17 protein-coding genes are annotated in these 17,692 nt (G+C 57.6%); 10 read left to right on the top strand and 7 right to left on the bottom strand.

What is annotated here, in order from left to right; translation table 11 throughout:
- Window positions 1-571 precede the first annotated feature (571 nt).
- Window positions 572-2,065, bottom strand: a complete 1,494-nt coding sequence (locus TU76_RS16970; RefSeq protein ID WP_019825759.1) for a CoA-acylating methylmalonate-semialdehyde dehydrogenase — start codon at window positions 2,063-2,065, stop codon at window positions 572-574.
- Between the two features lie 84 nt (window positions 2,066-2,149).
- Entirely contained in the window at window positions 2,150-3,499 is a 1,350-nt protein-coding gene (gene aptA / locus TU76_RS16975) for an omega-aminotransferase AptA (protein WP_019825761.1), read from the bottom strand.
- 124 nt (window positions 3,500-3,623) lie between these two features.
- On the opposite strand from aptA, the gene TU76_RS16980 reads away from it, so the two are divergent.
- From TU76_RS16980 to TU76_RS17000, 5 genes are all read left to right on the top strand, one after another.
- Complete coding sequence (locus tag TU76_RS16980; protein WP_019825763.1) at window positions 3,624-4,544, top strand: LysR family transcriptional regulator; 921 nt, start codon at window positions 3,624-3,626, stop codon at window positions 4,542-4,544.
- 56 nt (window positions 4,545-4,600) lie between these two features.
- Entirely contained in the window at window positions 4,601-5,251 is a 651-nt protein-coding gene (locus TU76_RS16985) for a TetR/AcrR family transcriptional regulator (protein ID WP_048352175.1), read from the top strand.
- 13 nt (window positions 5,252-5,264) lie between these two features.
- Window positions 5,265-5,867 (top strand): IMPACT family protein, encoded by a 603-nt coding sequence (locus TU76_RS16990; protein WP_048352176.1) that lies wholly within the window; start codon window positions 5,265-5,267, stop codon window positions 5,865-5,867.
- Between the two features lie 144 nt (window positions 5,868-6,011).
- Entirely contained in the window at window positions 6,012-6,698 is a 687-nt protein-coding gene (locus TU76_RS16995) for an SDR family oxidoreductase (protein ID WP_019825770.1), read from the top strand.
- 88 nt (window positions 6,699-6,786) lie between these two features.
- The gene (locus TU76_RS17000) at window positions 6,787-7,740 is read left to right on the top strand and encodes an adenosine deaminase (RefSeq protein WP_048352177.1); all 954 of its coding nucleotides are present in this window, start codon (window positions 6,787-6,789) and stop codon (window positions 7,738-7,740) included.
- A 133-nt stretch (window positions 7,741-7,873) separates the two neighbouring features.
- Here the strand turns inward: TU76_RS17000 and TU76_RS17005 are convergent, their stop codons facing one another.
- Complete coding sequence (locus TU76_RS17005) at window positions 7,874-8,791, bottom strand: LysR family transcriptional regulator (protein WP_048352178.1); 918 nt, start codon at window positions 8,789-8,791, stop codon at window positions 7,874-7,876.
- Between the two features lie 124 nt (window positions 8,792-8,915).
- On the opposite strand from TU76_RS17005, the gene TU76_RS17010 reads away from it, so the two are divergent.
- Together TU76_RS17010 and TU76_RS25420 are read left to right on the top strand one after the other, a co-directional pair.
- Window positions 8,916-9,929 (top strand): zinc-binding alcohol dehydrogenase family protein, encoded by a 1,014-nt coding sequence (locus TU76_RS17010; RefSeq protein WP_048352179.1) that lies wholly within the window; start codon window positions 8,916-8,918, stop codon window positions 9,927-9,929.
- 124 nt (window positions 9,930-10,053) lie between these two features.
- Complete coding sequence (locus TU76_RS25420) at window positions 10,054-10,224, top strand: hypothetical protein (RefSeq protein WP_019825774.1); 171 nt, start codon at window positions 10,054-10,056, stop codon at window positions 10,222-10,224.
- 1 nt (window position 10,225) lies between these two features.
- On the opposite strand, the gene TU76_RS17015 is transcribed toward TU76_RS25420, so the two are convergent.
- A complete protein-coding gene (locus TU76_RS17015; protein ID WP_019825776.1) occupies window positions 10,226-11,422 on the bottom strand; it encodes a multidrug effflux MFS transporter in 1,197 nt (398 codons plus the stop codon).
- Between the two features lie 150 nt (window positions 11,423-11,572).
- Entirely contained in the window at window positions 11,573-11,773 is a 201-nt protein-coding gene (locus tag TU76_RS17020; RefSeq protein ID WP_019825778.1) for a heavy-metal-associated domain-containing protein, read from the bottom strand.
- A gap of 146 nt (window positions 11,774-11,919) precedes the next feature.
- Between TU76_RS17020 and TU76_RS17025 the strand changes: the two genes are divergently transcribed.
- The 3 genes from TU76_RS17025 (at window position 11,920) to cueR (ending at window position 15,199) form a co-directional block, all read left to right on the top strand.
- Window positions 11,920-12,300 carry a hypothetical protein gene (locus tag TU76_RS17025; RefSeq protein ID WP_019825780.1) on the top strand — a complete coding sequence of 127 codons (381 nt, stop codon included), beginning with the start codon at window positions 11,920-11,922 and terminating at the stop codon, window positions 12,298-12,300.
- 96 nt (window positions 12,301-12,396) lie between these two features.
- Window positions 12,397-14,784, top strand: a complete 2,388-nt coding sequence (locus TU76_RS17030; RefSeq protein WP_151121075.1) for a heavy metal translocating P-type ATPase — start codon at window positions 12,397-12,399, stop codon at window positions 14,782-14,784.
- A 13-nt stretch (window positions 14,785-14,797) separates the two neighbouring features.
- Window positions 14,798-15,199 carry a Cu(I)-responsive transcriptional regulator gene (cueR, locus tag TU76_RS17035; RefSeq protein ID WP_019825782.1) on the top strand — a complete coding sequence of 134 codons (402 nt, stop codon included), beginning with the start codon at window positions 14,798-14,800 and terminating at the stop codon, window positions 15,197-15,199.
- Window positions 15,200-15,258: 59 nt separating this feature from the next.
- On the opposite strand, the gene TU76_RS17040 is transcribed toward cueR, so the two are convergent.
- Complete coding sequence (locus TU76_RS17040) at window positions 15,259-16,059, bottom strand: sulfite exporter TauE/SafE family protein (protein WP_046808567.1); 801 nt, start codon at window positions 16,057-16,059, stop codon at window positions 15,259-15,261.
- An 8-nt stretch (window positions 16,060-16,067) separates the two neighbouring features.
- Entirely contained in the window at window positions 16,068-17,633 is a 1,566-nt protein-coding gene (locus TU76_RS17045) for a bifunctional protein tyrosine phosphatase family protein/NAD(P)/FAD-dependent oxidoreductase (protein WP_082136554.1), read from the bottom strand.
- Window positions 17,634-17,692 lie beyond the last annotated feature (59 nt).

Consider the following 17,692-nt stretch of genomic DNA (forward strand, 5'->3'; position numbering starts at 1 on the left):
TTCAAACATCTTTGGGTTTTTAAGAAACCCTAAACTTGGCTCAGCAATCGTTGGTTACATCTTTGATTTCTCGCGGAGTAACTTGTGATGCTGATAATCTTGTTGACTATCAGTCTGACTCCACAAGCACCCACACGAATTGCTTGATTCAGTTGTTAAAGAGCGGTTGGTTTAGCTTTCGCTGAACCGAGGCGCGCATTCTACAGCAGCCTCTGTTGCTGTCAAGCGGTTATTTTAAGATGTTTTCAAAGTTTCCTCTGTAACATCAACCACTTGCGCTTTCGATCTCTCGTTAGCGGGAGGCGAATTCTACAGCGTTACACGCTGCTGTCAACACCTTATTTCCTGCTTCGATGACCTGAAGCTGACACTGCCGAAAATCAATCCAACTCATTGAAACTCAAGGAGTTTTCCGTTTCGACTGCGCCGGAAGTGGGCGAATTATAGGCCGTTACAATTCTGGGTCAAGCACTTGTTTCACATTTCTGTCACAGAACCCTAAAAGCCCCTCAAAAGCAGAGGCCAGCCTTGCGGCTGGCCTCTCTTCTTCTATATAGAGCTGCCGCCCGCCTTACAGGCTCGGGAATGCAAACTGCGATGCCTCATGACTGGCCCGTTGCGGCCAGCGCTGGGTGATTGCCTTGCGGCGCGTGTAAAAGCGCACCCCATCCGGACCATAAGCATGCAGGTCACCAAACAGCGAACGCTTCCAGCCGCCGAAGCTGTGGTACGCAACCGGTACTGGCAGCGGAACGTTAACCCCCACCATCCCGACTTCAATTTCATCGCAGAACAAACGAGCAGCCTCGCCATCACGCGTGAAGATACAAGTGCCATTACCGTACTCGTGATCATTGATCAGTTGCATGGCCTCTTCCAGGCTCTTGACCCGCACGATGCACAACACCGGACCGAAGATTTCTTCTTTATAGATGCGCATTTCAGGCGTCACGCGATCGAACAGGCACCCCCCCAGGAAGAAGCCTTCTTCATGACCCTTGATACTCAACCCACGCCCATCAACCACGAGTTCGGCACCTGCCGCCACGCCATCGTCGACATAGCCGCTGACCTTGTCACGCGCCTGCCCTGTAACCAACGGCCCCATGTCCAGACCACAGGAAGTACCCGCCCCGATTTTAAGCGCCTTGATTTGCGGAACCAGCTTGGCAACCAGGGCATCTGCCACTTGATCGCCCACACACACCGCTACCGAAATAGCCATGCAGCGCTCGCCGCACGAACCGTAAGCAGCCCCCATCAACGCACTGACGGCGTTATCAAGATCCGCATCCGGCATCAGTACCGCATGGTTCTTCGCCCCACCCAACGCCTGAACGCGTTTACCGAGCTTGGTGCCTTGCGCGTAGATGTACTCGGCAATCGGAGTCGAGCCCACAAAGCTCAACGCTTTAACTTCCGGCGCCTCGATCAAGGCGTCCACAGCAGACTTGTCACCGTGAACCACGTTCATCACGCCCTTGGGCAGACCGGCTTCCTGCAGCAACTGAGCAATCAACAGCGTCGAGCTTGGATCACGCTCCGATGGTTTCAGAATGAAGCAGTTGCCGCACACGATCGCCAATGGATACATCCACAGAGGAACCATGGCCGGGAAGTTGAAGGGCGTAATCCCTGCAACCACACCCAGTGGCTGAAAATCCGACCAGGCATCAATGTTCGGGCCTACGTTGCGGCTGTACTCGCCTTTCAAGATTTCAGGAGCTGAACACGCATACTCAACGTTCTCAATCCCGCGTTTCAATTCGCCTGCAGCATCTTCCAGCGTCTTGCCATGCTCTTCGCTGATCAACTGCGAGATACGTGCTTCGTTCTGCTCCAGCAATTGCTTGAAGCGGAACATCACCTGAGCACGCTTGGCTGGAGGTGTATTACGCCACGCTGGGAATGCTGCTTTCGCCGCATCGATGGCTTGTTGAATTGTCTCGCGACTGGCCAACGGCACCTGATGAATCACTTTACCGGTGGACGGGTTAAACACATCAGCGGTGCGACCGGAATCGCTCAGCAGTTCGCCATTGATCAAGTGTTGGATGGTGCTCATGAATACTCCAGAAAAGTTGTCCACAGGCGCGAATGCTGCGCGCCTGTGTGAATGCAATGAGGTTCGCTTCTATATATAGAAGGATCAGTCAATCTGGTTCAGTGCTTCGCCGACCGCATCGAACAAACGATCCAGGTCTTGCGGTTTGCTGTTGAAGGTTGGCCCGAACTGCAGGGTGTCACCGCCAAAGCGCACGTAGAAACCGGCTTTCCACAGTTTCATCGCTGCATCGAACGGACGCACAATCGCATCGCCATCACGCGGTGCAATCTGAATCGCCCCCGCCAGGCCGTAGTTACGAATATCAATGACGTTCTTCACGCCTTTCAAGCCGTGCAAGGCATTCTCAAAATGCGGCGCGACTTCAGCCACGCTCTGCACCAGGTTTTCCTTTTGCAGCAGATCGAGCGCTGCAAGACCTGCAGCGCAGGCCACTGGGTGGGCGGAATAGGTATAACCATGAGGGAATTCAACCGCGTACTCAGGCGTCGGCTGATTCATGAACGTGTGATAAATCTCGCTGGTCGCAATCACGGCACCCATAGGGATCGCACCGTTAGTGACTTGCTTGGCAATACACATCAAGTCAGGCGTTACACCGAAGCTGTCAGCACCGAACATCGAACCTGTACGACCAAACCCGGTAATCACCTCATCGAACACCAACAGGATGTTGTGCTGGTCGCAGATTTCACGCAGGCGCTTCAGATACCCCTGAGGTGGAACCAGTACACCGGCCGAACCGGCCATAGGTTCCACAAACACCGCCGCAATGTTCGAGGCATCGTGCAGTTCGATCAATTTGAGGAGCTCGTCGGCCAGGGCAATACCGCCCAGCTCCGGCATACCGCGAGAAAACGCGTTGCTTGCCAACAGCGTGTGCGGCAAGTGATCAACATCCATCATTGCCTGGCCAAACATTTTACGGTTGCCGTTCACACCGCCCAGGCTAGTGCCGGCGATGTTCACACCGTGATAACCACGAGCACGGCCAATCATCTTGGTTTTAGTCGACTGACCTTTCAGGCGCCAGTAGGCACGCACCATCTTGACCGCAGTATCGGCACACTCCGACCCCGAGTCAGTGAAGAACACGTGATTGAGATTGCCCGGCGTCAGCTCGGTGATTTTTTCTGCCAGCTTGAAGGACAGCGGGTGGCCATACTGGAACGCCGGGGAGTAATCGAGCGTGCCCAATTGCTTGGCAACAGCTTCCTGGATTTCTGTGCGGGTATGCCCTGCGCCGCAAGTCCACAGACCTGAAAGCGAATCGTAGATTTGCCGACCCTTATCGTCCGTCAGATAACTACCTTTAGCGGCCACGATAAAGCGCGGATCGCGATGGAAGTTACGGTTGGCGGTGTAAGGCATCCAGTGAGCATCCAGCTTGAGCTGGCTGGTCAGGTTCAATTCGGCATTCTCGGGCATGTTCATCAGCAAAACCTCGCAAGGCGAAAGCGGCGTAGGATGTTGAAAGCGTTGTTGCACCTAAATTGCCACGCCTATAAAGTCGATGAAATCCAACTCTTCTAACCTTTAGTTAGGCTTCCACTAAACTATGAGCAGCCGTCGTCCCGATGCACTGGCCCAGGTCAGCGACTTTGATATTCGATTGCTGCGCATTTTTCGCAGCGTGGTGGAGTGCGGCGGCTTCTCGGCGGCAGAGACAGTGCTCGGTATAGGCCGCTCGGCCATCAGCCAGCAAATGAGTGACCTTGAGCAACGCCTGGGCTTACGCCTTTGCCAGCGTGGGCGCGCCGGGTTCTCGCTGACAGAAGAAGGCCGAGAGGTCTATCAGTCGGCGCTGCAGTTACTGGGCGCACTCGAAAGTTTTCGTACAGAGGTCAACGGCCTGCACCAGCACTTGCGCGGCGAGCTGACCATTGGACTGACAGATAACCTCGTCACCCTGCCCCACATGCGCATCACCCATGCCTTGGCCCAACTCAAAGAGCGCGGCCCGGATGTGCAAATCCATATCCGCATGATTTCGCCCCACGAAGTTGAACAGGGAGTACTCGACGGGCGCCTGCATGTGGGCGTCGTACCTCAGGCCAGCACGTTGTCCGGGCTGGAATATCAGCCGCTCTACAGCGAGCGCTCCTTGCTGTACTGCGCCGTAGGTCATCCGTTGTTTTATGTCGATGACCGGCAACTGGAAGATGCGCGGCTCAATGACCAAGATGCCATCGCTCCTACCTTCCGCCTGCCCTCCGATATTCAGGCTCACTATCAAGCTCTCAACTGCACCGCCAGTGCGTCGGACCGCGAAGGCATGGCCTTTTTGATTTTGACCGGACGTTACATTGGCTATTTACCCGATCATTACGCCAGCTTGTGGGTTCAGCAGGGCCGGCTACGGGCGCTGAAGGCAAAAACGCGTTTCTACGATTTGAGCCTCGCATCCGTCACCCGTAAAGGTCGTCGTCCACACCTTGTACTGGAAAGTTTCCTTGAGAGCCTGGAGGCGACGCGTTAACGTGAAAAACCTCGCAATGGTACAGAATGCTCCCACACAGATTGCCTGGAACGACCATGACCTTTGATGTCCCCGCCCACGATGGCAAGCCTGCAAGTCGCATTCGCCAAAAAAACGAAGAGACCATTCTCAAGGCCGCTGAGGATGAATTTGCCCGTCACGGCTTCAAAGGCACCAGCATGAACGCCATCGCGCTCAGCGCCGGGCTGCCAAAAGCCAACCTGCACTATTACTTCATCAATAAGCTGGGTCTCTACATCGCGGTTCTCAGCAATATCCTCGAATTATGGGACAGTACCTTCAATGCCCTGACCGCTGAAGATGATCCCGCTCAAGCCCTGACACAGTACATCCGCGCCAAAATGGAGTTCTCGCGCCGCCAGCCCCAGGCTTCCCGTGTTTTTGCCATGGAAATCATCAGCGGCGGCGCCTGCCTGACCGAATACTTCACTCAAGACTACAGAGCCTGGTTCCAAGGCCGGGCCGCAGTATTCCAGGCCTGGATCGATGCCGGAAAAATGGACCCGTTCGACCCCGTGCACCTGATTTTCCTGCTGTGGGGCAGTACTCAGCATTACGCCGACTTTTCGACGCAGATTTGTCGCGTATCGGGCCGTACACACCTGACCAAACAGGACATGCAAGCGGCCTGCGACAACCTGATTCGTATCATCCTTAAAGGCTGCGGCCTGACGCCCACTGTCTAAGCCTGGAACCGACATGCCTTCTACCCTCACGGGACTTTGCGAATACCGCGAAGAAATCCGTAAAAGCCGCTTTATCACTTATGCCGCGCCCATCACCAGTGCCCAGCAAGCCGTCGACTTTATCGATCAATACAGCGACCTCAATGCGTCGCACAATTGCTGGGCCTGGAAGCTCGGGGATCAATACCGCAGCAGCGATGATGGCGAGCCCGGCGGGACAGCCGGACGTCCGATACTCTCAGCCATTGAAGCTCAGGATTGCGATCAGGTCGCGGTGCTGGTGATCCGCTGGTATGGCGGTATCCAACTGGGGACCGGCGGACTGGCTCGCGCCTATGGTGGTGGCGCGAACAAATGCCTGCAAAGTGCCGAAAAACTGCCTTTGGTCAGCCGTGTAGCCCTCACCTGCTCCTGCAGTTTCAGTGAACTTGCTCTGGTCAAACTGCGCCTGACCGAACTGAGCGGCCTGATCATCGACGAATCGTTCACCGCCAATGGCGTTGACTTACAACTGGCGCTGGCCGAAGAACAGATTGCTCCTGCACAACAACAACTGGCTGACTTAAGCCGCGGCAGAATTTTACTCCAGCGCCACAGCCTCAAGACTGACGAGTAAAGGTGCTACTTTCCTGCATCCATAGTTGCCCACAGCCACTGTGCACCTGCCTGTGGATAACCTGAGCACATAGCGCTGCAGCCCGTTTCAAGCACTTGTACGCTTTTTAGCCAACTCTTATCACCTTTCTATAGGACGCTACTCATGACGGCAAAACATGCACTGATCATCGGAGCTTCACGTGGCCTGGGCCTGGGTCTGGTCAAAGAGTTGCTCGCAGATGGATGGAACGTCACCGCGACAGTTCGTGATCCCAAAAAAGCAGAGGCACTGAAGGCTCTGGGTCCGGTGCGTATCGAGCGCCTGGACATGGACAATCAGCAAGCCATCAAGGCGTTGAGCAATACGTTACACAACGAAATCTTTGACCTGCTGTTCGTGAACGCCGGGGTCAAAGGCCCGGACGATCAACTGTCGGGCAACGCGACGCTGGCCGAGGTGGGGCAGCTGTTTTTCACCAACAGCGTGGCGCCGATCAATCTGGCCCGCGAGTTTGTCAGCAAGGTCCGCAAAGACAGTGGCGTACTGGCCTTTATGAGTTCAGTGCTCGGCAGCGTCATTCATCCTGACGCCCCTGAGTTGGCCCTCTACAAGGCCAGCAAAGCGGCGCTCAACTCCATGACCAATACGTTTGTGCGTTACGAACTGGGCGATAACAACCCAACCGTGCTGTCCATGCACCCTGGCTGGGTGAAAACCGATATGGGCGGCGAAGGCGCGGACATTGATGTCCAGACCAGCACCCGGGGCCTGGTTGATCAGGTCAAGGCGTTTGCCGGCAAAGGCGGCCATCATTTTATCGATTACAAAGGCCAGACGATTCCCTGGTAAGCCGCCTGCGACAAATGGCGGGAGAACTGTGCCGCCTCCCGCCTGTAGAATGTCGACATCTGCACCCGATTTGATGAGAAAAACTTTTATGTATGACTGGCTCAATGCCCTGCCAAAAGCTGAACTTCACATGCACCTTGAGGGTTCTTTAGAGCCCGAGTTGCTGTTCTCGCTGGCCGAGCGCAACAAGATCGCCTTGCCCTGGAACGATGTTGAGACCTTGCGCAAGGCGTATGCTTTCAACAACCTGCAAGAGTTTCTGGACCTCTACTACAAGGGCGCGGACGTACTGCGCACCTCTCAAGACTTCTACGACCTGACCTGGGCTTACCTGTTGCGCTGCAAGGCACAGAACGTCATTCACACCGAACCGTTCTTCGACCCGCAAACCCACACCGACCGTGGTGTTCCGTTTGAGGTCGTGCTCAATGGTATCGCCAGTGCACTCAAGGATGGTGAGCAGCAACTGGGTATCACCAGCGGCCTGATCCTGAGCTTCCTGCGCCATTTGAGCGAAGAAGAAGCAGAAAAAACCCTCGATCAGGCACTGCCATTTCGCGATGCATTTGTCGCCGTGGGTCTCGACAGTTCAGAAATGGGCCACCCGCCCAGCAAGTTCCAGCGCGTCTTCGACCGGGCACGCCATGAAGGCTTCCTGACCGTGGCCCACGCGGGTGAAGAAGGCCCTCCGGAATACATCTGGGAAGCCCTCGACCTGCTGAAAATTCAGCGTATCGATCACGGCGTACGCGCAATCGAGGACGAGCGTCTGATGCAGCGCATCATCGACGAACAAATCCCGTTGACCGTGTGCCCGCTGTCCAACACCAAGCTGTGCGTGTTTGATCACATGTCGCAGCACAACATTCTCTACATGCTTGAGCGCGGCGTAAAAGTCACGGTCAATTCTGATGATCCGGCCTACTTCGGCGGTTACATGACAGAGAACTTCCACGCGCTGTACACCGACCTGGGCATGACCCAGGACCAGGCCAAACGCCTGGCGCAAAACAGCCTGGATGCGCGTTTGATCAAGCCGTAACACACCCTGTGGGAGCGGGCTTGCCCGCGATGGCATCAACTCGATCAGACAGACACACCTGATTGTTAGCATCGCGAGCAAGCCCGCTCCCACAGACATCTGAAACTGCATCACCGTCAGTACCACAACAGTTTTACTGTTTTCCCGGGTACAACTTGCTCAACATCGCACACCGCTCACTGAGCATCTCGTGCAACAACCGCACCGGCTTGCTCAACTGCGCGCGATGACCGCAGAGCAGATTCAACGGTGCACGCTCACACACAAGCTCCGGCAGTAACACCTTGAGCCTGCCCGCAGTCACATCGCCCGCCACATCCAGCCATGACTTGTAGGCAATGCCCTCCCCGGCGACTGCCCACAAGCGCACCACATCGGCATCATCGCTGAAACGATTGCCGCTTACCGTCAGCCCCAGCTCGCGCTTGCCATCATTGAATTGCCAATGGTCGTGAACCCGCGTGCCAAGCATGTAAAGCAGGCAATTATGTTGCAGCAATTGCTCAAGTTGACGCGGCTCCCCCTTGCGCGCCAAGTAGCCGAGCGACGCACACAGCACTCGACGATTGTCCGGGGCCACCGGCAGTGCCACCAGGCTGGAGTCTTCTGGCTCGCCATAACGCAAAGCGATATCCACAGGCTGACGAAACAGGTCGGCAATACGGTCGCCCAATAAAAGCCGTACGGTCAGTTGGGGATGCTCACGCTGAAACTCATCCAGCCAGGGCAACAGCAGATTACGCCCGAAGTCCGAGGGAGCTGACAACTGCAGCACACCGCTGACTTGATCTTGCCCACGCGCCAACAAGCGCCGTCCTTCATCAAGACTGCTCAACGCCGTACGGGCATATTCGAGAAAGCCGTCACCTTCGGCCGTCAGACGCAAGCTGCGGGTCGAGCGAGCCAGCAACCGAGCACCCAACTGCGCTTCTATCCGCTTGAGTGCCGCGCTGGCCACCGCGGGTGACATGTCCATCACTCGGGCGGCGGCCGACAGGCTGCCCAAGTCGGCAGCGCGAACAAACAATTGCAGGTCATCAAAACGCAGCATCCAGAACTCACTCGGCCATTATCAAAAAAATATTGAAAGAGACTGCTGTTTTAGCCGGTTTTATCATCCTGCGAAATAGCCAATTATCTCTACCAGATTCTTACCCCTTTTCAGGACATGTCCGATGAAAGCTGTCGCCTACTACAACTCGCTGCCCATTCACGACCCACTGGCCCTGCAAGACATCGAATTGCCTGAACCGGTCGCCGGTCCAAGGGACTTGCTGGTCGAGGTCAAAGCCATCTCCGTCAACCCGGTGGACACCAAAGTCCGCCAGAACGTGCAGCCAGAGGCCGACGCTGCCAAAGTTCTGGGTTGGGATGTCGCCGGGGTCGTAAAGGCCGTAGGCAGTGACGTCAGCTTGTTCAAGGTGGGCGACACTGTGTTTTACGCCGGATCCATTGCCCGGGCCGGGGCCAACAGTGAACGCCATGTGGTTGATGAGCGAATTGTGGGGCACATGCCAAAAAGCCTCGACTTTGCCCAGGCAGCCGCGCTGCCGCTGACCGCCATCACCGCATGGGAGCTGCTGTTTGAGCGCCTTGGTGTTACAGAAGGTAAAACTGACGAGCAGCAAAGCCTGCTGATCGTCGGCGCAGCCGGTGGCGTTGGTTCGATCCTGACGCAACTGGCCCGCCAACTGACCGCGCTCAAGGTGATTGGCAGCGCATCACGCGCTGAAACCAAAACCTGGGTCCGCGAGCTTGGTGCCGATGTTGTTGTCGATCACAGCCAAGCGTTGAGTGAAGAGCTCAAGCGCCACGGCATCAACACCGTCACCCACGTCGCCAGCCTGACCCAGACCGATCAGCATCTGGATCAACTGGTCGAAGCCCTGGCACCACAGGGCAAACTGGCATTGATCGACGACCCCAAGGCTCTGGATATCACCAAGCTCAAGCGCAAGAGTCTGTCACTGCACTGGGAATTCATGTACACCCGCTCACTGTTCGAAACCGCGGACATGATCGAGCAGCATCACTTGCTTAATCGAGTCGCTGACCTGATTGATGCTGGCACCCTGCGCACCACCGTCGGCGAGCACTTCGGCACCATCAACGCGGCGAACCTGCGCCGCGCCCATGCGCTGCTGGAAAGCGGAAAATCCAAGGGCAAAATTGTGCTCGAAGGGTTCTGATAAAACGCGACACGGGACTGATGCGGCCAACGCTCAACCGTCAGTCAGAGACTTGACCCCGGACATATTTACCCACGTATTTCGGCATACACTGGCCTCCTTTGCGAACCGAAGGAGGCCAGTCATGAAAATCCTGATACGAGCGTTAGCAAGATCCCGTAACTGCCAATGGCAGGTTCAAATCGACCAACAAGCCGTCAATTTTCGCAGCGAGTCCGAGGCCCGCGCCTTTGTGGACAAATTGCAATCTCGCCTGCAAGCCCCGCATAGCCTGCCCGAACGTTTGGCAGGCTGAATCAGATCGACTGCTGAGCGGCGATCCGGGCGGTGTACAAACGCCGGGTCGCCATCGCGATCGCCACGGCCAAAACCCCACACAGCGTAATGACCAACGCCATTGGCATAGCGCTACCATCGTGCAGAACACCCACCAATGAAGCCGCCGCCGCTGCCACGCTGAACTGCAAGCAGCCGAGCATTGCCGACGCGCTACCGGCACGCGCGCCCTGCCCGCTCATGGCACAGGCCGAAGCATTGGGAATGATGCAACCCAGACTGGCAATACAGATAAACAACGGAATCAGCAGCGGCCATAGTTGCTCGGTGTGCAACGCACTGACCCCAAGCAACACCAGACCTGCAGCCAGATAGACCCACACCGTTCGCGCCAGCAAAAAAGCCGGGCCGCGCGATGCCAACAACCGGGCGTTGACCTGTGCTACCAGAATAAAGCCCGCCGCGTTACTGCCAAACAGCCAGCCGTAATGTTCGGCAGGTACGCCGTACAGTTTGATAAATACGAAAGGTGAGCCGGCTATGTAAGCAAACATCCCGGCCATTGCGATCCCCCCTGTGAGTGCATGCCCCAGAAACTCACCGTCCTTGAGCAATCGCCCGTATTGGCGCAGTGCTCCCGACAGAGGTTGACGCGGCACATTGGCCGGCAGACTTTCCGGCAACCCCAGCGCAACGGCCAGGGCGGCCAAGGCACTGAACCCGGTCAGCACGATAAAGATCGATTGCCAGCCATGCAGGTTGACCAACAGACCACCGAGCATCGGCGCCAGAATCGGAGCCAGCCCCATCACCAGCATCAATTGCGAAAAGACCTTGGCCGACCCCACCGCATCGCACTTGTCGCTGACAATCGCCCGCGACAGCACCATCCCCGCGCAACCGCCCAGCGCCTGAACGAATCGGGCGCCGATCAGCCATTCCAGGGTCGGGGCAAATGCACAGGCCAGCGATGCCGCCGTAAACAGGCCAACCCCTACCAATAATGGAATGCGGCGGCCAAAACGGTCCGCAATCGGGCCATAAGCCAGCTGGCCGATAGAAAGGCCCAGGAAGTAAACCGCCAGGGTCAACTGAATATGCTGCTCATCTGTTGCAAAGGCTTGTGCCATGGCTGGGAAGCCTGGCAGATAGAAATCGATCGCCAACGGACCGAAGGCGCTCAGGGCGCCAAGAATCAAGATTGTTCGAAGGTTCATCAGGTATCCAGATCGGGCTGCAATTAGCGCAGCCCGATAGTCTAGCCGTGGATACTGAACTTGAACATTAAGATAGCCAGCTAGCTAATAAATTGTAGAGACTCCGTTGTGAGAGTGAGCAGGCTCACCCCCACGATTGGGCGATGCTTTCTAGTGCGCAGTCCGCGCTTCAAACCCTGCATTGGTAATCACATCGATAATCTGCAGAGGAGCCACCTTGCTGTCCACTTTTACGGTTTTGCTCGCCAGATCCACTTCGACCTTCGCATCTTTATCCACAGCCTGCACCGCACGGGTCACCGCGCCAACACAGCCGCCACAGGTCATACCTTCTACTTTGAACGTTTGCATGATCACGCCTCCTATCTGAGAGATGGCTACAGCTTCGACCTTGCCATCGTGGCAAGGTCAAGCCCGTTGTTTCACTCGCTGACTGGCAATCCATCCCCTGCTCGGCCAAGCTGCAGGCCTTGGGATTTAAAACAGGATACTGAGTCATGCGCTGGACCGCTTTGAGCCTAGTCAGCCTTTTGGGTCTCGCCAGTTTGCCGCTGTCGGCAAATGCCGATCAGGACTACGGCGTACTGATCATTTCCCGCGAGCGCCTTGAAGTGCCGACCCACTGCGAGGTCGGTGTGTATATCGACGATCAACTCGCCGGGCGATTGTTTCAGGAACAAGCGCTGGCCTTTAACTTGCCGGCGGCAAGCGTTGATATCCGTCTCAAGCTGCTACCCGGGCAAGCCCCCGGCTGCTTGCCCGGCATGCTGGTACCGCCCGCACAGCAATTCACCCTAAAGGCCGGTGACGTACGCAAATACCGCATCGCTCTTGGCAAGCAGGGCATGTACCTAAAGCCCGCCAAACTTGAGTATTGAACGCGGCACACAGGCAAACCCGACGAACAGCAAGAGCCCTTGACCTTCCCATGGGGTCAAGGTCGATTCTATGGATAGATAACTTCTTGAGGAGGACTGCTCGTGCCCACCCAATTCGATCTGCCGATTGATGGCATGACCTGCGCCAGTTGCGCAGGACGCGTAGAAAAAGCCCTGACCAAAGTACCCGGTGTGCGTTCGGTAAGCGTCAATCTGGCCACTGAACAGGCCCGTATTGAAGCCCCTGCCGACAGCTTGCCGGCACTGGTCGAGGCCGTGAAGCAGGCAGGTTACAGCGTGCCCGCCCACAGCCTGGAACTGGATATCAGCGGCATGACGTGCGCCTCTTGCGCAGGGCGCGTCGAAAAAGCCCTGACCAAGGTGCCGGGGGTCAAAAGCGTGAGCGTTAACCTCGCCAGCGAACGTGCTCATATCGAGTTGCTCGGTCAAGTCGATACAACCTTGCTGATCAACGCTGTCAGCCAGGCGGGCTATGGCGCCAGCGTCCATCAAACCGCCAAAGCCACCGAGGACGATCAGCAAAAACGTCTGCGCCGCGAACGCTGGGCACTGACCCTGGCCATTGTGCTGGCGTTGCCACTGGTGTTGCCGATGTTGCTCGCCCCATTTGGCGTCCACTGGATGCTCCCCGCCTGGGCCCAGTTCCTCCTCGCCACCCCGGTTCAATTTATCCTCGGAGCACGCTTTTACGTGGCCGCCTGGAAAGCCGTCAAAGCCGGTGCGGGCAATATGGACCTGCTGGTCGCCCTGGGCACCAGCGCCGGTTATGGCCTGAGCCTCTACGAGTGGGCGATTGCCGAACCCGGCAGCATGCCGCACCTGTATTTCGAAGCTTCGGCGGTGGTGATTGCACTGGTGCTGCTGGGCAAATACCTCGAAAGCCGTGCCAAACGCCAGACTGCCAGCGCCATCCGCGCCCTCGAAGCCTTGCGTCCGGAGCGCGCCTTACGTGTAGTCGACGGGCAGGAACAAGACGTCGCCATCAGTGACCTGCGCCTCAATGACCAGGTGTTGGTCAAGCCCGGCGAGCGCTTTCCGGTAGATGGGGAAGTGGTCGAAGGCCAAAGCCATGCCGATGAAGCCTTGATCAGCGGTGAAAGCCTGCCTGTACCCAAACAGCCTGGGGATAAAGTCACCGGGGGCGCCATTAACGGCGAAGGCCGATTGATCATCAAAACCCTGGCGCTGGGCACCGAGACCGTACTGGCGCGCATTATCCGCCTGGTCGAAGACGCCCAGTCCGCCAAAGCGCCCATCCAGAAACTGGTGGATAAAGTCAGCCAGGTGTTCGTACCCGTGGTCCTGTTGATAGCCCTGGCAACGCTGCTCGGCTGGTGGCTGTATGGCGCACCCATTGAAACGGCGCTGATCAACGCCGTGGCCGTGCTGGTTATCGCCTGCCCTTGTGCCCTGGGCCTGGCAACACCTACCGCGATCATGGCCGGCACGGGTGTTGCCGCCCGTCACGGGATTCTGATCAAGGATGCCGAAGCCCTCGAACGCGCCCATGAAGTCAGCGCCGTGGTTTTCGACAAAACCGGCACCCTGACCTCTGGCACCCCGCAAATCGCCCATTTCAGCGCCCTCGACGGCGATGAGGCGCATTTGCTGCAAGCCGCGGGCGCCCTCCAACGCGGCAGCGAACACCCGTTGGCCAAAGCCGTTCTGGATGCCTGCGCCGCACGCAATCTGAATGTACCGGATGTTACGGACAGCCAATCCCTTACCGGGCGGGGCATTGCCGGCACGCTGCAAGGTCGTCGCCTGGCGCTGGGCAACCGTCGTTTGCTCGAAGAGACCGGCCTCACTCCGGGTTCGCTCGCCGAATCCGCCAGCGCCTGGGAAACCGAAGGCCGTACGCTGTCCTGGCTGATAGAGCAAAGCCCGCAGCCTCGCGTGCTGGGCCTGTTTGCCTTTGGTGACACACTGAAAACCGGTGCCCTCAGCGCAATTCAGCAGCTCAATGCACGCCACATCAGCAGCCACTTGCTGACCGGCGACAACCGTGGCAGTGCGAAAGTGGTCGCCGAGGCGCTGGGGATTACCGATGTTCACGCTGAAGTGCTCCCCGCCGACAAGGCCGCGACAGTGACTGAGCTGAAAAAAACCGGCGTGGTGGCCATGGTCGGCGACGGCATCAACGATGCTCCGGCATTGGCCGCGGCCGACATCGGCATCGCCATGGGTGGCGGCACCGACGTGGCCATGCATGCAGCGGGCATCACCCTGATGCGCGGCGACCCACGGCTGGTGCCTGCGGCACTGGAGATCAGCCGCAAGACCTACGCCAAAATTCGTCAAAACCTGTTCTGGGCGTTTATCTACAACGTGATCGGGATTCCACTGGCCGCCTTCGGCTTTTTGAACCCGGTACTGGCGGGCGCGGCCATGGCCTTTTCCAGCGTCAGCGTGGTCAGCAACGCGTTGTTGCTCAAGTTCTGGAAACCCAAGGATCTTGATTAAGGAGGCAACCGTCATGAATATCGGCCAAGCCGCCAAACACAGCGGCTTGAGCGCCAAGATGATTCGTTATTACGAGTCCATTGGCCTGCTCAAACCCGCCAGCCGCAGCGACAGTGGCTACCGCCTGTACAACAGTGATGACCTGCACACGCTGGCGTTTATCAAGCGCTCACGTGACCTTGGGTTTTCACTGGAAGAAGTCGGCAAGCTGCTGACACTTTGGCAGGACCGCCAACGCGCCAGCGCTGATGTGAAGGCGCTGGCGCGTCAGCACATTGAGGCGTTGAATAAAAAAATCGCCGAACTGACCAGCCTGCGCGATACGTTGCACGAACTGGTCGAGAGCTGCCAGGGCGACCATCGCCCTGACTGCCCGATTCTCAAGGATCTTGAGAGTGCTTGTTGTGTCGGCTGAACAAAAAACCCCGTAGCAGCTGCCGAAGGAACGAGGCTGCTGCTACGGAAATTCGGGGCTTACGTCAGGACTGCCTTGGCGAGCATCAACAGGCCTATCACCGCACACAGCGCCGCGAAGCCTTGCTGTAGCCACTGGGCCGAGATGCGAGGGGCCATCAGCCGCCCGGCAAACATCCCGGCCAGGGTTGCCACGATAAACATCACACCCTCGCTCGACAGGCTCACACCCTGGCTCATCAGATTGCCCAATGTGCCCAGCGATACCAGCGCCACCACCATCAGCGACGTTGAAACCACTGCATGGATGCGCACGTCACTGAATTTGCGAAACGCCGGCACGATCAAGAATCCGCCCCCCACACTCAACAATCCCGTCAACAAACCCGACGTAGCACCAATCGACACCAGCGTCATGCTGCAGCGGGCGTTCCAGGTTAACCGTCCGGTGGACGGGTTGAGCATGCAGTTTTTTTCAATGGCTCCCGCGCTGCTACCTTCACGCGCATCAGCTCTGGCCTGCAAAAACATCCGCAGGGAGACGAACATCATCACCCCGCTGAACATCAATACCAGTGCCCTGGAGGGGATTTGTCTGGCGAGATAAAGCCCGATCGGCGAGGTCATCGAACCCACAATCGCCATCAATGCGGCCGCCTTGTAGCGCACCAATCCTTTGCGCAGGCCATCCAGCGCGCCCAATGCCGCAGCTGTACCCACCGCCAGCAATGCTACTGGCGTGGCTTGCACCAGCGTCCACCCGAGGCCAAGGGTCAACGCCGGTATGGCCAGAATACCTCCCCCGGCCCCCGTCAACCCAAGCACTACACCCACCACCATGCCTAACAGAATAATCAACATGGTCAGGTTCAGTCCGGCTTGCAATCAGTGAACCACTCGCGCCCCTTGAGCATGCCTTGCCAGTAGAACCAGGGCAGAAAGGTTGCCTTGAGCCACCAGGCCGAGGTGCGGGCCACTGTAGGGTCCAGCCCGAAGGTGGGCAGCAGTTTGCCGCCATAGCCAAACTCGGCCAGGATCACCTTGCCGTTTTCTACGGTCAGCGGGCATGAGCCATAGCCGTCGTAACGTTTGGGCAAAACCGTACCCTTGCGCAGGGCGAGCAGGTTCTCGGCCACCACGACCACTTGCTTGCGGGTCGCCGCCGCGGTTTTGGCATTGGGGGTATTGCAGACATCGCCAAGGGCGAAAATGTCGGGGTAGCGTGGGTGTTGCAGTGTAGCCGGATCGGTCTCGAACCAGCCCGCCTTGTCCGCCAACTCGCTGCGACGGATAACATCGGGGGCCTGCTGCGGCGGCACTACATGCAACAGGTCGAAGGTTTTCTCAACACGGGTCACGCTGCCGTCTGCGTCGGTGACATCAAACCAGGCGGTCTTGCCTGGCCCGTCGACCTTGACCAGATTGGACTGGAAGGCCAAGTGGGCGTTATAGGCCTTAACGTATTTCATCAACGGCGGGACAAAGGCCGGCACACCAAACAGCACCGCCCCCGCCAGATTGAACTCAACCGCAATCGAATCCAGAACGCCGCGCTTGCGCCAATGATCACAGGACAGATACAGGGCCTTTTGCGGAGCACCGGCACACTTGATCGGCATTCCCGGCTGAGTAAACAGCGCTTTTCCGCGACCCAAGGTACGCACCAACTCCCAGGTATAAGGTGCCAGGTCATGACGATAATTAGACGTGACACCGTTCTTGCCCAGGGTCTCTTCCAGGCCCTCGATAGTCTCCCAGGCCAGTTGCAACCCCGGGCAAACGATCAATTGCTGATACCCCAGTTCAGTGCCATCACTGAGCAGCACGACCTTGCGTTGCGGGGCGAAGGCGCACAGTGAAGCCTTGATCCAGACAACGCCTTTAGGCATCACGGATGCGGTCGGGCGAACCGTGTTTTTGACATCAAAAGCACCGCCGCCCACCAGCGTCCACGCGGGCTGATAGTAATGCTCTGTATTGGGCTCGATCACGGCGATGCGCAATGCCGCATTGCGCTTGAGCAGGCTCGCCGACACCGAGATTCCGGCCGAGCCCCCACCCACCACGACAACATCGTACAGCCTGGCCTTGCGCGGGGCTTGAGTGGCGGCTTCGTAAAGTTTTGAGGAGCGATTGCCCGTACGGCAATACGCCAGAACGGGCGTTGGTAGCTCATTAAGCAAATGACGCAACTGCTGCGCCTGCTCAGGTGTCGCGCCAGTGCTGGGTACTGGCAGGTAGGCAAAGCTCAGCCCCAAGGCATGCGCGGCCTGTTGGATCGATGCGTGCCCGGGCTGCTCTGGTCCGCCTTCATGATCCGGACGGTTACAGATCACACTGGCAAAACCCAGTGCAGCCAAAGAGTGGAGATCAGACTGCTCGATCTGACCGGTCACGGAAAATGACGCGTCGATTCGCTTGATGTTTTGCTCCATTGAGCACTCCAGGCACAACAAAAATGAATGGAATAAGCCGGGCGATGTCAGCAGGGGGG

The sequence above is a fragment of the Pseudomonas psychrophila genome (assembly GCF_001043005.1).
GTDB classification, from domain to species: Bacteria; Pseudomonadota; Gammaproteobacteria; order Pseudomonadales; family Pseudomonadaceae; genus Aquipseudomonas; species Aquipseudomonas psychrophila.